A 13,416-nucleotide genomic window follows, 5' to 3' on the forward strand; every position below is an offset into this window, starting at 1 on the left:
CCCACCGGACACCCCGTGATCCTGCTGGGGAGGCCACCGGAGGGCCGGGCCCGCTCCTACCGGACGGTCAACACGCGGTTGCGGTGGAAGCGCTTCTTCGCGACCACCGCCCCGGACGAGCTCGGGCTGAACACCTACCGCGCCCACTGGTTCGCGATGATCGGCTTCGGCGTGTTCGCCGTGACCCACCTGATCGAGGCGCTGCCCATCTTCGCGCAACAGCAGCACTCCCTCCACGGGTGGTACACGATCTTCCTGTTGGCGCTCGCGGTGCTCCCCGGCCTCACCCTGTTCTACGGGTTGCGCCATTCCGTGCGCCCCTGGGTGTTCCTGGCCTACACGGCCGTGGTCTCCGCGGCCATCCTGGCCCTGCCGCTCGCGTGGACGGGTGAGCCCATGCCCCAGAACCCCTGGATCTCGGGGTTCATCATCCTGGCGGTGGGAGCGGCGGCGGTGCTGTGGAGCCCCACGGCCGCCATCCTGTACATGATCATGAACGAGGGCGTGTACGCCCTGATCTCCGCCCTGCTCATCACCGCGGAGCCCATCCCGGAGTCATGGCTCACGGCGGGACTCTCCCGCATGGTGTTCAGCCTCATGCTCGTGGTGGTCCTCACCGCCGGCAAGCACGGTGTCGAGCGCATGGACATCGCCTACGCCGAGGCCTTGTCGCAGACGCTCGCGCTGCGGCGCAGCCGTTCGGAGACCGCCGACCAGGAGCGAATCGACCGGTTGATCCACGACAACGTGATGGCCGCCCTGTTGGACGCCTCCCGCACCCGGGGTGTCCTACCCAAGCGCACGCGCCAGCTCGCCGCACGGGCCCTGGACATCCTGGCCGAGGAGTCCGACCGCCCCTCCGCGAACCACACCGTGATGGTCCACGTGCTCATGGACGAGCTCATGGAGGCCCTCGCCCCGTGGCGCGCACGTGTGCGATTCACCAACCTGCGGGCACCCATGCGGCCCGTGGGCGAACCGCGGGTGTTCGTCCCCGCGGACGTGGCGCACGGTTTGACCCAGGCCGTGACGGAAGCGGTGTCCAACAGCGCCCGGCACTCGGGCAGTGAGTACACGACCGTGTCGATGGAGGGTGAGCTGTGCCCCGCCAGCGGGACCAATCCCGAGGGCTTCTTCCTGCGGTTCACGATCAGTGACGACGGCCGGGGCTTCAACTACTACGACGTCCCCAACCGGCGGCTCGGGGTGCGCGTGTCCATCGTGGAGAACCTTGAGTCCATCGGCGGACGAGTGTCCCTGGACACCGCACCGGGGCGTGGGACGCGTGTGACGCTGGTGTGGCCCAAGGACGTGACGGCATGAGCGGGTCCACGCGCGCGGTCTTCGCCCACCGCCACATGCGCCTCACCCTGCTGGCGGCATTCTGCGCACCCTTCGTGGCCGCCGTGGGCTACCTCCAGGATTCCATCCGACCCGAGCAGTTGGCCGTGTCCGTGGTGAACTACGCGCTGGCCGGGTCCATCATCGCGCTACCCCGCTGGGACGGTTCCCAGTTCCCCCTGATCCCCACCGCGTTGACGTCCGTCCTGTTCCTGGTGGCCGCCCAGCAGGGCTACGCCGCGACCCCCGTGACGCTGCAGGCGGGACAGACCCCGTGGTTCCATCTCGGGTTTATCGCCCTGTTGTTCGGCCTGGGGATGCGACGCCGCCCCGGCTGGGCCTTCGCGGTGTGGCTCGGTGTCACGGTGTTGTCCGTGAGCCGGTGGCCCGTGGTCAACGGGGTGATCATGCCCATCGAGGCATATCACGTGGTGGGCATCGCCGTGGTGCTCGTGACGTGGATGGTCGAGCGGCAGTACGACTTCTTCATGCGGGGCAGACAGGACACCCAGCGCCTACTGGCCACCGCGCGCAGCCGCGACGAGGCCGAGAAGGGGATGCGCTATGCCTCCAACCGGCGGGTGGACGAGGTCCGCCGGTTGGCCGGTGGGCTGCTGGAGCAGATCGCCAAGGATTCCTCCGAGGTGACCGACTACGACGTCCAGCAGTTCCGCCTCACCGAGGCCCAACTGCGGGACAGTATCCGCGGTCGCTCCATCGCGACGCCCTACATCCTGGAGCTCACCCGCGCGGCACGTGCCCGGGGGATCACCGTGGACATCCTGGACGAGCGCGGCAGTGCTCCGTCGCCCGAGGTTCTGGAAGCCACCACACAGCAGCTCTCGGCGATCCTCGCGAACGCCCGCTCCGGCGCCGTGACCGTGCGGGCTCTGCCCCCGGGTGACCCCACCGCGGTGTTCATCGTCCACGACTCCCAGGACCCGGACGCCGATCCCGTGGCCGTGGAGATCGCAGACGGCACGGGGGCCGTTTCCGTTTTCTGACCCCGGATGCCTCGAGCGTGCATTCCGCATGACGACGCCGCGGCGCTGCGTCTCCCGGTCAGGCCACGCAGAAGCTGATGCTGGGAATGGCGAGGAATTCCCACCCGCCCGCGACCGGCGCCGTATAGGTGAAGGTCAGGGACGAGAACCGCGATGTCGTGTTCGTGCTCATGACGTTCCGTACCGTTTTCGTCTGTGAACTCACGTACTCCGCCGAACGAAAAAAGGTGGCCCCCGCAGCACCCCTCGTCGCGTTGGCGGACGTCAAGTCCCCCGTCATGACCCAGGGTTGATCGATCGTCACGGTGTCTGTGTACTGGTATGCGCCACTCGACAGGGTGCTGTTTAACCGGGTGATGTCCAGGATGGTGATGCTCGCCGACGTCAGTGGGACCGGGAATTCGAACGTCACCCTGGTGGTCGTGTTGTACCCGATGTTCAGCACGAGCCCGGGAGATGCCTGGGTGAGCCCGGAGATGGGATAAGGGGCTGTGCTCGTCGGGTAGCCGTTCTGCTCGCCTTGGTAATCGAACTTGCCGTTGAACTTCGAACTGTACATCCCAGTTGACGGGCCGACACTGCGCGGATTCACCGCCTCAGCTTTGCCGCCACGGACAACTCTCGTGGTGACCGTGACGGACGGCGCGTTCACCTGCGAGATGGCTGTGCCCGTCAGCCCGTTCGCGTCCGTACCCACCGCGAATTGGGAAAAGCTGTAGTTGTAGCACCCCCCCGCACCGGCCGGACCCCGCCATGGACCGGCCCCGCCCACCATGTACCCGCCTCATCCACGACGGTCCCGCCCCGCGGCAATCGCCCTGCACAGCGCGCCCGCCGGGCGGGTTCACACGCCGGTGATACCCGGGGGCCCGCGAGCGCGGATCACAGGACACCACCCGCCCTAGCGTGCTGCCATGACGACTTCATCGGAGACCACCTCGGCAGATGCCCAGGACACCTCACATTCCACGCCCCACACCGCCTTCCGGGTGGTGCACTGCGGGGACGGGTTGGGGCGCTGCCCGTGGGCCGTGAGCACACCCGGGGCGCTCGCGGATCACGATCACGACTGGGGGACGGCCCCCTCGAGCGCGGACGAGTACTTCGCCACGCTCACCCTGGAACTCGTGGACTCGGGGCTGGCCCGGTGGTCGCAGTCCGCGCGCCACGGTTCGTGGTACCTCCACATGGCCGATCTCGAACCCGCCCGCGTGTCCCTGTTCGACGAGGACGACGTGGACGACCTCCTCGTCAACGCCGAACTCATCCGCAACCGCGCCAAGATCGAGGCCGTGATCCACAACGCGGAGGTGTGCCGGGACTGGGACATGGACCGGTGGCTCGCGCTGCTCGAGGAGGCCGGGGTGCCCTTCCCGGGTGACGCCCCGGAAGCGGCGCCGGACAACGCGCTGGAACTCCCGGACAGTTCCACGGAGTCCCGCCGACTGTCCCAGGTGCTGCGATCCCACGGCATCGTGCTGGTGGGCCCGGTCACCGCCTACCGATGGTTGCAGCGCATCGGCCGGGCACCGGGCCACCTCGCCGGGTGCTTCCGCACGGAGCCGGGCGACGGCGGCTGAGCATCAGTCAAGCAGCAGAGCGGGTTCCTCGAGGATGCGGGCCACGTCCGCCATGAACCGCGCGGAGAGGTCACCGTCCACCACGCGGTGATCGAAGGAACCCCCCAGGGTCGTGATCCACCGCGGGATGACGTCCCCGTCCACGACCCACGGCTTCTGCTTGATGGTCCCGAAGGCCACGATGGCGGCTTCACCGGGGTTGATGATGGGGGTTCCCGTGTCGATGCCCAGCGCACCGATGTTCGTGATGGACAGCGTCCCACCCTGCATGTCCCCCGGCTGGGTGCGCCCGGCGCGCGCGGTCTGCGTCAGCTCGTGCAGCGCGATCGCCAGCTCCCGGAGGCTGAGGTCCTGCGCGTCCTTGATGTTGGGAACCAGCAGACCCCGGGGCGTGGCCGCGGCGATACCCAGGTTCATGTAGCGCTTGATGATGATCTCGGTGTCGGTCCACGTGGCGTTGACCTGCGGGTTGCGGGCGGCCGCCCAGATCACGGCCTTGGCCAGGATCAACAGCGGCGTGACCTTCACACCCTCGAAGTGCGGGGACTGCTTGAGCCGCTTGACGAACTCCATGGTCCGTGAGGCGTCCACCTCCACGAAGATCGACACGTGGGGCGCGCTGAAGGCGGACTTGACCATGTTCTGGGCGGTGGCCTTGCGCACGCCCTTGACGCGGATGCGTTCCTCCCGCACGTTGGCCGGCTGGCCGGTGTGGGTCCAGAACGTGTCCGGGCCGTCCTCCACCTCGCGCAGGTGTGCCGCGTAGGCGAGCAGGTCGCGTTTGGTGACCTGGCCGCCGTCGCCGGTGGCCTGCACGTCCGCGAGATCGATGCCCATCTCCTTGGCCGCCTTGCGCACCGGGGGCTTGGCCAGGTTCGGACGGCGCGGGATCGACGCCGAGGCGGGCCCCTGTTCGGCACCCTCGTCCCGAGACTTCAACCAGGACTCCCCGCGGTCCCGAATCTTCCCGGCCTTCTCCGCGAGGTCCACGGCGGCACTTCCCAGTCCCGTGCGGGACAACCGGTCCGCCCAACCGTGCTTGCGCTCGTCGGCCGGCCCCGCGGCGTCGTCGGCGCGGGAGGTCGAGGCGCTCAGACCCTGGGGCGCCTCGGCGTCCGTGCGCATGCCCACGCGGGTACGACGCCGCCGACGCACCGGGTCCGCCTTGGGCCCCGAGCCCACGAGGGCCTTGCCCTGGGCGGAGTCCATGCTGCGCCCCGAACCGGACGTGGCGTCCTCACCGGTCGACGCGGCGGTGTCGGGCGCGGTGGCGTCGGCCAGACCGTCCTCCGGGGCGGAACCCGTGTAGCCGGGGTCAGTGGCACCGGCGGGAGCGTCGTCGGCGGAGCTCACGGAGATGATGGGCGTGCCCACCTCCACGGTGTCCCCCTCCGCGACGAGGATCTCCTGGACCGTGCCCTCGAACGGCGAGGGCAGCTCCACCACGGACTTGGCGGTCTCGATCTCCACGAGCACCTGGTTGACGGACACGGTGTCCCCCTCGGACACCTTCCAGGCCACGATGTCGGCCTCGGTCAGACCCTCACCCACGTCGGGCAGTGTGAATACCTGGGACATGACTTCTCCCTCCGGGCCACCGTGTCCGCGCCGGATCACGGTGGGGTGGATGCTCTAGTAGGCGAAGGACCGGTCGAGTGCTTCGAGCACCCGGTCCAGATCCGGGACGTAGTTCTCCTCCACGGCTGCGGGAGGATAGGGCAGATGGTAGGCGCCCACGCGCAGCACGGGAGCCTCGAGCGAGTAGAACGCACGCTCGGTGACGCGCGCGGCGATCTCCCCGCCCAGACCACCGAACGTGGGGGCCTCGTGGGCGATCACCAGGCGACCCGTCTTGCGCACGGACGCCGTGACGGTGTCGAAGTCGATGGGTGACAGGCTGCGCAGGTCGATGACCTCCACGCTGCGCCCGTCCTCCCGGGCGGCCTCGGCGGCGGCGAGCGCCACCGGCACGAGCGGTCCCCACGCCACGATCGTGGCTTCCTCACCCTCGCGGATCACGGAGGCCTTGAACGGGTCCCCCGGGGAAGTCTTCTCGTCCACCTCGCCCTTGAGCCAGTACCGGCGCTTGGGTTCGAAGATGATGACGGGGTCGTCGCACGCGATGGCCTGCTGCGACATCCAGTAGGCGTCCTGCGCGTTCGACGGCGCGAGCAAGCGCAGTCCCGCCGTGTGGGCGAACAGCGCCTCCGGGGATTCCGAGTGGTGTTCCACGGAGCCGATCACACCTCCGTACGGGATGCGGATCGTCACGGGAACCGTGAGCTGCCCGTCCGAGCGGGCGTGGATCTTGGCCAGCTGGGTCGTGATCTGGTTGAACGCCGGGAACGTGAACCCGTCGAATTGGATCTCGCACACGGGCCGGTACCCGCGTTCGGCGAGGCCCACCGCGGTGCCCACGATCCCCGCCTCACCGAGGGGTGTGTCCAGCACGCGGTGCGCACCGAACCTGGATTTTAGCCCCTCGGTCACGCGGTACACGCCGCCCAGGGAGCCGATGTCTTCCCCCATGAGCATGACCTTGGGGTTCTCCTCCATGGCCCGTGCGAGCCCGGCATTGATGGCCTTGGCCACGGTCAGCTGTGTCACGCGCCGGCTCCTCGGGTGTCGTGGTCGTCCATCTCGTCCTGGGGCGCGAAGCCCGCCTGGTAGTCCAGGTACTCGGCGCGTTCGGCGTCCACCAGTGAATGCTGCTCGGCGTACGCCTTGGCGAAGGAGTCCTCGAACCGGGGCGGGGTCATGGCCAGGACGTCCGCGCGCATGCGCTGCGCGATCTCGTCGTTCTCGCGCGCCACGGCCTCGAAGAACTCGTCCTCGACCCCGTGGGCGTCCCGCAAGTGGGCCCGCAGCCGGTCCACGGGATCCAGGTGGCCCCACTGCTCTTCCTCGTCCCGTTCGCGGTACTTGGTGGGATCGTCCGCCGTGGTGTGGGCCCCCATGCGGTAGGTCTCCGCCTCGATCAGCACAGGACCCTCTCCCGCGCGGATCTTCTCGAGCGCGTACCGCGTGGCCGCGACGACGCCCAGGATGTCGTTGCCGTCCACGCGCAACCCCTCGAAGCCGTAACCGGCCGCGCGCGTGGCCAGGGGCACGCGGGACTGGGTCGCGAACGGGACCGAGATGGCCCACTGGTTGTTCTGGATGAAGAACAGCACAGGGGCGTCGTAGGACGCCGCGAAGACCATGGACTCGTGGATCTCACCCTCGGTGCTCGCACCGTCCCCGAAGTACGCGATGACGGCCTCCGGGTCGGTTTCCGGCGGAGTGCCCGCATCCTGGGCAGCCTTACGGTCCAGGGCGGTTCCCATGGCGTAACCCACCGCGTGCGGGACCTGGGAGGCGAGCACCATGGTGTAGAGGTTCAGGTTGTGTTTCTCCGGGTCCCAGCCCCCGGCCGTGATGCCGCGGAACAACCGCATCAGATCGGACGGCGCCACACCGCGTTCTAAGGCCACGGCGTGTTCGCGGTAGGACGGGAAGATCCGGTCGGTGGGCAGCGTGGGCCACACAGAACCGACCTGGGCGGCCTCCTGACCCCGCAGGGGCACCCACAGCACGAGCTGGCCCTGACGCTGCAGCGAGGTACCCTCCTCGTCCACGCGCCGCGCCCCGGTCATGGAACGGTAGAGGTGCTGCAACTGTTCGACCGTGACGTCCGCGACGTACGGGGACAACAGGGCATCGTCCGCGATCGCCCCCTGTTCGTCCAGGATCTGGTGACGCGGGAGCGTGCTGGGCACGGCGCCTGCGTGGGTGCGTGATGCCATGGGTGGTGTCGGTCCTTCCGCTGTCCTCGCCTGCCGTCTCGCCACCGTCACGGCGATCCGGGCGTGCGCGGGGGTCTCGGTACTCGTAACGGTCTCAGGGCTGCCCAGGCAGGGGCATGGTGCTGGGGTGCGGGAACGCGGCGCACAGTTCCAGGAACCGGGTGTTCGCCTCGGGCTCCCCGAAACTCACGCGCACCCCTTCCGCACCGAAACGCCGCACGGACAGGGCGTGCTGATCGCACAGCTGGGAGAACGCTTCGCCGTGCTCCCCGAGGGGCAGCCACACGAAGTTCGCCTGGGTGGGCGGGTACTGCCACCCCAGGTCGTCGAGTCCGCGCAGCACGCGCTCCCGTTCGTCCACGACCCGCTGGACCCGTTCCTCGACCTGGTCGATGTTCGTGAGGGACGCGATCGCAGCGAGCTGGGCCACCTCTGTGACACTGAACGCCGGCGCGCTCTGGCGCAGGTACTGCGTGACCTCTTGCTGGGCCACGGTGTAACCCACCCGCAGCCCGGCCAGACCGTGGGCCTTGGAGAACGTGCGCAGGGAGACCACATTGGGGTGATCACGGTAGAGCTCGATGCCGTCGGCCAGGCCCTCGGCGCGCTGGAACTCCCAGTACGCCTCGTCCACGACGACCACCACGTGGGACGGGACCCGCTTCAGGAACTCGCGCACGGCGTCGTCACGCAGGCTGGGGCCCGTGGGGTTGTTGGGGGTGCACAGCAGGATGACCCGCGTGCGGTCGGTGACGGCGCGGGCCATCGCGTCAAGATCGTGCGAGCCGTCCGGGAGGTTGGGCACCTGCACGCCGAGCGCGCCGGCCAGACCCACCGAGATCGGATACGCCTCGAACGAGCGCCACGCGTGGATCACCTCGTCCGGGCGACCGTCCTCCCCGGAACCGGCGAAGGCCGCGAGCAGTTGGTTGAGTGCGCCCAGGCTGCCCGCACCGGCCACGACGTCCTGCGCGGGGACGTCCAGGTACTGCGCCAGGGCCTCACGCAGGGCGCTCGCGGCGGGATCCGGATAGCGGTTGTAGGCGTCGAAGGACGCGAGCGCCTCCCGCACGGCCGGAACGGGACCGAAGGGGTTCTCGTTGGATGCCAACTTGTAGGCCACGAGACCGGGGATCCCGGCGGCCGACTTGCCCGCGGCGTACGCGGGGAGCTTGCCGAGTACCGCCCGCGGCGTAACGCGCGTGGTCCGCTGCGGTGACCCCTGCGATCCGGGAGCGGGCGTGGAAGTTTCCATAGCTGCCATGCTAACGCCAGGGACCGCCCCACTTCGTCGGTGCGTCAGTGTTCCTCCCGTCCCTCGTAGACGTACGTTTCGGTGCGCGTCCCGGGCCCATGGGGCACCGCGTCCGCGAGCCGCTGCTCATGGGCCACCACGACCGGGTGCCGCGAATCGGTGATCCCCTGGGCGCCCACCGTGTACACGTACATCTCATGCGCCCCGATCCCCCTGAACCCCTGCTTCAGGGTCAGCGCATCCTGATAGGGGGTGTTCACGCGCACCGTGGATCGGTGGTCGGCATCCGGGTTGGGCACGCCGTCCAGGGTGGGCACGACGTCGTCCACGTGTTCCACCGCCATCACGGACGTGCCCTCGGGGATCTCGAAGTCCCCCACGGGCGAACCGAACGTGGTGACCGCGGCGACGTCATAACGCTCACGGAACGCACGGTTGGCAGCCAGCCCAGCGGCGTCGATCCCGCCCAGGCTGTGGCCCGTGAGCACCACGGTGTCCCCGGAGCGGATGCCCGCGTCCTGCAGCGCCTGCACGGCCATGCGCTGCGCCTGGGGCAGCTCGGTGAGTGCAGCGTCCGGTTGCGCCGTGATGCCCTGCCCGATCCCCTTCAGATCATGCACGCCGGGACTGTCCTCCCACTTCTCGGTCCCGGTCAGCACCACGGAGTACGCCGTCCTCCCGTTCCCGTCCGTGGCCTTCTGCACCATGACCGTGCTGTTCTCGACCTGCGCCCCGTCCGGGCCCGCGCCCGAGACGATGTTCTTGGCGTCCTTGAGCGCCGCGGCGGTCCCCGCGATCGTGGTGGGCACGGCTCCCGCGTGCCGCACCCCCGCCGGAAGCGGTCGCTCGGGCATGCCCGTCATGTGGTGGCGGGCCGCGTTCGCGGCGGTCACCCCGGTGAACACCTCCCGGCGTGCCTCGCGTAACGCGCGCGGGGCGAGCACCGGTCGCAGGGCAGCCGGCACACCGCGGTCGAAGGCCTCTGCCGGGGTCAACCGGCGCCCCTTGCGATACGGCGTGTACCACGCGATGCCCGCCAGAGAAACCGACAGCACGGCGGCCGAGGCGGGCGCGAGCATGGCCCCGAGCACCCCGGGTTCCTCCCCCGCTGCATCCCGCCACGGGTCGCCCGCGCCCCCAGTGGTCTTCTCGGACCTGCCGTACGCGGTGAGCAACCCCACGGCCAGCGCTCGCGCGTGCTGGCCCAGCGTTAAGGGCCTCGGCGCCGACGACGCCGCACCGCCGGTTCTCCCGCCCGGCTCCGCCGCGACGGCACCGGGCACTGGTGCGTCCGCACCGGCTCCCGGGGCGGTGTGGGACCCGGAGGCATTCCGGCCGGGCACGACGGGGTACTGAAGCAGCCCCTCCATGAGATCGTCCAGGCCAGGCCCACGGATGAGGGCGTCGGTCCCGCGCGGACCACCTCCCCGGATGATGACCCCGTACTGCCACGGCTGGACCCTCTGGAGGAATTCGTGCGGTGAGTCGATCCCCGCGCGAGCCAGTGCGACGTCCAAGTCCCCCAGGGCCCGACCGCAATCCCGGGCCAGAGGGCGGGTCACACCGTACAGGCGTGAGCCCCACACCGGCCCCGCCAGCAGGGACATCAACGCCCTCTCCACGGTCTCGTAGTTCTGCCGCGCGAGAACCAGTCGTGCGGCAGAGGCCTTCAGCCCGGCCATCTGCCCGAGTAGGTCGCGGCTCACGAGATCGGCGAGCGCCCCCGCACCCGCCAGGGACGGTTGACCCGTGAGGGACCACAGGTGCAGTTCGGCGGTGACCGGGACGAGCCCGGCGAGGGCGCCGCCCACGGTCTCGGCCACCGCGGTGAGCGAGCCCTCGATCCCCGAGATGACGTCCGTGTTCACGCTGAACGCGCCGCCGCCCGGGACGCCACCCGAGACCTCCATGCTGGTTCTCGCGCCCTCCGCAGCGGCCGCGACCCGCTCGGGATCCCCGTACCCGTCCGGCGCGGGGCGCTCCCCGGAACCCGGGGTGAACAGCTCGCTCTGGAGGTCCTCGGCCCGCCCGTGGACCTCGGTCACGCCGTGTTCCATGCTCACGGCGGTGTCCCGCGGGGACGAGGCGCCCACATCTTCCGCGTCCGGTACGGCGGCGGGGCCACTTCCCTCCACCGGCACGGTCGGCCTCCCGGCCTGTTCCTCACCCGCGGCCGGCACAGCTGCGTCCTCCGAGGATCCGGTGCTCGAGCCCAGCACCGTCCGCGCCGCCGCGGTCACGGCGTCCCGCCCCACGACGCGCTCGCAGCATGGCCCACCGCGAGTCCCACGCCCAGCACCGTGCTCAGTGCCGCGGCCATGGGAGCCCCCACCTGGGCGATGCTCTCCACCGCCGCGACCCGTTCCGCGAGCGCGGCCGCCCCCGTTCGCACGAGCTGAGCGGTTTCACGACAGCGGTGCGAAGCGTCTCGCAGTTCCTGTTCGTGGCGATCGGCGCGGGCCCGGAAGGACCTGGCGCCCGGGCCCTCCCACGATCCGTGGGTCTCCGCGAGGGACGCGATCCGGGAGGCGAGCCCCGCGAGGTGCTCCGCGGCGTCGTCGTAATGACGTGCCAGGAGGCAGAGCCGTTCGTGGACCAGCGCCGAGACCGCCGACGGGGACGTTCCCGGGAACACCGAGCTCGCGAGTTGTGACATGACCGGTTCCTTCCCGCGCCCCACCACGCGGGCGCCACGCGACCAGGCTAGGGAGCGGCGATCCTGTGCTCGGGCGGCCCCGGAAGCATGTGTGTCCGCGCCCTGTTCGGCCATCCCGAGGACCGCGGTGCAGGACGTTCACCGCGGCGAGGGGCGGCCCGGCGCGTGAAAGAATGAGGGCCATGTCGAACACCGCGCAGACCCTCCCCTCCGGACGTGTGGCCCTGAGCCAGCAGTCACCCGCCATCGCGCTGGGACCGCTGGACGGCCGTTACCGCCCCCAGACCGCCGTGCTGGTGGACTACCTCTCGGAAGCGGCGCTGAACCGCGAACGGGTGCACGTGGAGGTCGAGTGGTTCATCCACCTGTGCGAGCAGCGAGCGCTCACGGGTCTGGAACCCCTCTCGGATGAGCAAAAGAGCGGTCTGCGCGCGATCGTCGCGGACTTCGACGCCGCGTCGGTTGCGGAACTGGCCGAGATCGAGGCCGTCACGGTGCACGATGTCAAGGCGGTGGAGTACTACATCGGGCGCAGGTTGCCGGAGCTCGGCCTCGAGCACCTGACGCCGCTCGTGCACTTCGCGTGCACGTCCGAGGACATCAACAACCTCTCCTACGCGCTCGGCATCCGCGATGCGATCAACCACGTGTGGTTGCCCGCGGCGCGCGAACTGGTCGCGGCGGTGGCCACGATGGCGCGGGACGCGAAGGCCACCCCCATGCTGTCCCACACCCACGGCCAGCCGGCCACGCCCACGACCCTGGGCAAGGAACTCGCGGTGTTCGCGCACCGCCTGGGCCGCCAGGTGCAGCGCGTGGCGGACACCGAGTTCCTGGGCAAGCTCAACGGCGCCACCGGGACGTTCGCAGCGCACACCGCCGCGGCCCCGGACACGGACTGGCCCGAGATCTCCCGGTCCTTCGTGAGCCACCTGGGGCTCACGTGGAACCCGCTGACCACCCAGATCGAGTCCCACGACTGGCAGGCCGAGCTCTACGCGGACATGGCCCGGTTCAACCGGATCCTGCACAACCTCTGCACGGACGTGTGGTCCTACATCTCGATCGGGTACTTCCACCAGATCCCGGTGGAAGGTGCCACAGGCTCCTCGACCATGCCGCACAAGGTCAACCCCATCCGTTTCGAGAACGCGGAGGCCAACGCGGAGATCTCGTGCTCGCTGTTGGACACGCTCGCCGCAACCCTCGTGACCTCGCGGTGGCAGCGGGACCTCACGGACTCCTCGTCCCAGCGCAACATCGGGGTGGCGTTCGGCCACTCGTTGCTGGCGGTGTCCAACGTGCTCAAGGGCCTCGACCGCCTGGACGTGGCGCAGGAGGTGCTGGCCGAGGACCTGGACCAGAACTGGGAGGTCCTGGGCGAGGCCGTGCAGACCGCCATGCGCGCCGAGGCCATTGCGGGCCGCGAGGGCATGGACAACCCCTACGAGCGGCTCAAGGAACTCACCCGCGGCCACCGCGTGGACGCCGACCGGATGCGCGAGTTCATCGCGGGCCTCGGTCTCTCCAAGGACACCGCCCGGCGCTTGAGCGACCTGGGCCCCGGGCAGTACACGGGCCTGGCCGAGCAGCTCGTGGACCGTTACCTGGACTGAACCGCCGGTCCCCGCCCGGGCACCACCTGGCCACCCGGTCCCGGCCCGACCCCGCCCGGTCCTGCCCCCAGAGCGGCTCCGGGCAGGGCCGACGCAGCACCAAACATCTGTGTCCCGGAACAGCACGCTTCATGCGTGATCACGTGCTGTTCCGGGACACAGATGTTCTCGGGGGTCTC

11 protein-coding genes are annotated in these 13,416 nt (G+C 69.9%); 4 read left to right on the plus strand and 7 right to left on the minus strand.

The window, feature by feature from the left end; translation table 11 throughout:
• Positions 1 to 15: 15 nt before the first annotated feature.
• Positions 16 to 1,323: a sensor histidine kinase gene (locus tag IE157_RS02705; RefSeq protein WP_231885654.1), complete on the plus strand. Its 1,308-nt coding sequence runs from the start codon at positions 16 to 18 to the stop codon at positions 1,321 to 1,323.
• Positions 1,320 to 2,345 carry a hypothetical protein gene (locus tag IE157_RS02710; protein WP_064847421.1) on the plus strand — a complete coding sequence of 342 codons (1,026 nt, stop codon included), beginning with the start codon at positions 1,320 to 1,322 and terminating at the stop codon, positions 2,343 to 2,345. The genes IE157_RS02705 and IE157_RS02710 overlap by 4 nt, the downstream gene beginning before the upstream one ends.
• A gap of 58 nt (positions 2,346 to 2,403) precedes the next feature.
• Here IE157_RS02710 and IE157_RS02715 read toward each other — a convergent pair whose 3' ends face one another.
• Positions 2,404 to 3,042, minus strand: coding sequence for a hypothetical protein (locus IE157_RS02715; protein ID WP_193519031.1), 639 nt, complete (start codon positions 3,040 to 3,042; stop codon positions 2,404 to 2,406).
• A gap of 217 nt (positions 3,043 to 3,259) precedes the next feature.
• Here IE157_RS02715 and IE157_RS02720 point away from each other — a divergent pair, with 217 nt between their 5' ends.
• Positions 3,260 to 3,925, plus strand: coding sequence for a DNA-3-methyladenine glycosylase I (locus tag IE157_RS02720; RefSeq protein ID WP_082943480.1), 666 nt, complete (start codon positions 3,260 to 3,262; stop codon positions 3,923 to 3,925).
• 3 nt (positions 3,926 to 3,928) lie between these two features.
• On the opposite strand, the gene IE157_RS02725 is transcribed toward IE157_RS02720, so the two are convergent.
• The 6 genes from IE157_RS02725 to IE157_RS02750 all read right to left on the minus strand — a co-directional run bounded on the left by IE157_RS02725 (position 3,929) and on the right by IE157_RS02750 (position 11,621).
• Entirely contained in the window at positions 3,929 to 5,503 is a 1,575-nt protein-coding gene (locus tag IE157_RS02725) for a dihydrolipoamide acetyltransferase family protein (protein ID WP_193519032.1), read from the minus strand.
• Positions 5,504 to 5,557: 54 nt separating this feature from the next.
• The gene (locus IE157_RS02730) at positions 5,558 to 6,532 is read right to left on the minus strand and encodes an alpha-ketoacid dehydrogenase subunit beta (RefSeq protein WP_064847424.1); all 975 of its coding nucleotides are present in this window, start codon (positions 6,530 to 6,532) and stop codon (positions 5,558 to 5,560) included.
• Positions 6,529 to 7,710 (minus strand): thiamine pyrophosphate-dependent enzyme, encoded by a 1,182-nt coding sequence (locus tag IE157_RS02735; RefSeq protein WP_193519033.1) that lies wholly within the window; start codon positions 7,708 to 7,710, stop codon positions 6,529 to 6,531. The genes IE157_RS02730 and IE157_RS02735 overlap by 4 nt, the downstream gene beginning before the upstream one ends.
• Before the next feature lie 94 nt (positions 7,711 to 7,804).
• Positions 7,805 to 8,965: a histidinol-phosphate transaminase gene (locus IE157_RS02740; protein WP_064847426.1), complete on the minus strand. Its 1,161-nt coding sequence runs from the start codon at positions 8,963 to 8,965 to the stop codon at positions 7,805 to 7,807.
• 44 nt (positions 8,966 to 9,009) lie between these two features.
• Positions 9,010 to 11,205, minus strand: coding sequence for an alpha/beta hydrolase family protein (locus IE157_RS02745; protein ID WP_318281273.1), 2,196 nt, complete (start codon positions 11,203 to 11,205; stop codon positions 9,010 to 9,012).
• The gene (locus IE157_RS02750; RefSeq protein ID WP_193519034.1) at positions 11,202 to 11,621 is read right to left on the minus strand and encodes a hypothetical protein; all 420 of its coding nucleotides are present in this window, start codon (positions 11,619 to 11,621) and stop codon (positions 11,202 to 11,204) included. Before IE157_RS02750 ends, IE157_RS02745 begins: the two co-directional genes overlap by 4 nt.
• A 182-nt stretch (positions 11,622 to 11,803) precedes the next feature.
• Between IE157_RS02750 and purB the strand changes: the two genes are divergently transcribed.
• Positions 11,804 to 13,237 carry an adenylosuccinate lyase gene (gene purB / locus IE157_RS02755; protein ID WP_404820553.1) on the plus strand — a complete coding sequence of 478 codons (1,434 nt, stop codon included), beginning with the start codon at positions 11,804 to 11,806 and terminating at the stop codon, positions 13,235 to 13,237.
• Positions 13,238 to 13,416: the final 179 nt, after the last annotated feature.

Source organism: Kocuria marina, from assembly GCA_014652975.1.
In the GTDB taxonomy this organism is placed as follows: domain Bacteria; phylum Actinomycetota; class Actinomycetes; order Actinomycetales; family Micrococcaceae; genus Kocuria; species Kocuria marina.

Bases quoted from the DNA above. Each gene is read 5' to 3' on its own strand.
- IE157_RS02710 (WP_064847421.1), top strand. From the start codon at position 1,320: ATGAGCGGGTCCACGCGCGCGGTCTTCGCCCACCGCCACATGCGCCTC.
- IE157_RS02750 (WP_193519034.1), bottom strand. From the start codon at position 11,621: ATGTCACAACTCGCGAGCTCGGTGTTCCCGGGAACGTCCCCGTCGGCG.
- IE157_RS02725 (WP_193519032.1), bottom strand. From the start codon at position 5,503: ATGTCCCAGGTATTCACACTGCCCGACGTGGGTGAGGGTCTGACCGAG.
- IE157_RS02740 (WP_064847426.1), bottom strand. From the start codon at position 8,965: ATGGAAACTTCCACGCCCGCTCCCGGATCGCAGGGGTCACCGCAGCGG.
- IE157_RS02720 (WP_082943480.1), top strand. From the start codon at position 3,260: ATGACGACTTCATCGGAGACCACCTCGGCAGATGCCCAGGACACCTCA.
- purB (WP_404820553.1), top strand. From the start codon at position 11,804: ATGTCGAACACCGCGCAGACCCTCCCCTCCGGACGTGTGGCCCTGAGC.
- IE157_RS02735 (WP_193519033.1), bottom strand. From the start codon at position 7,710: ATGGCATCACGCACCCACGCAGGCGCCGTGCCCAGCACGCTCCCGCGT.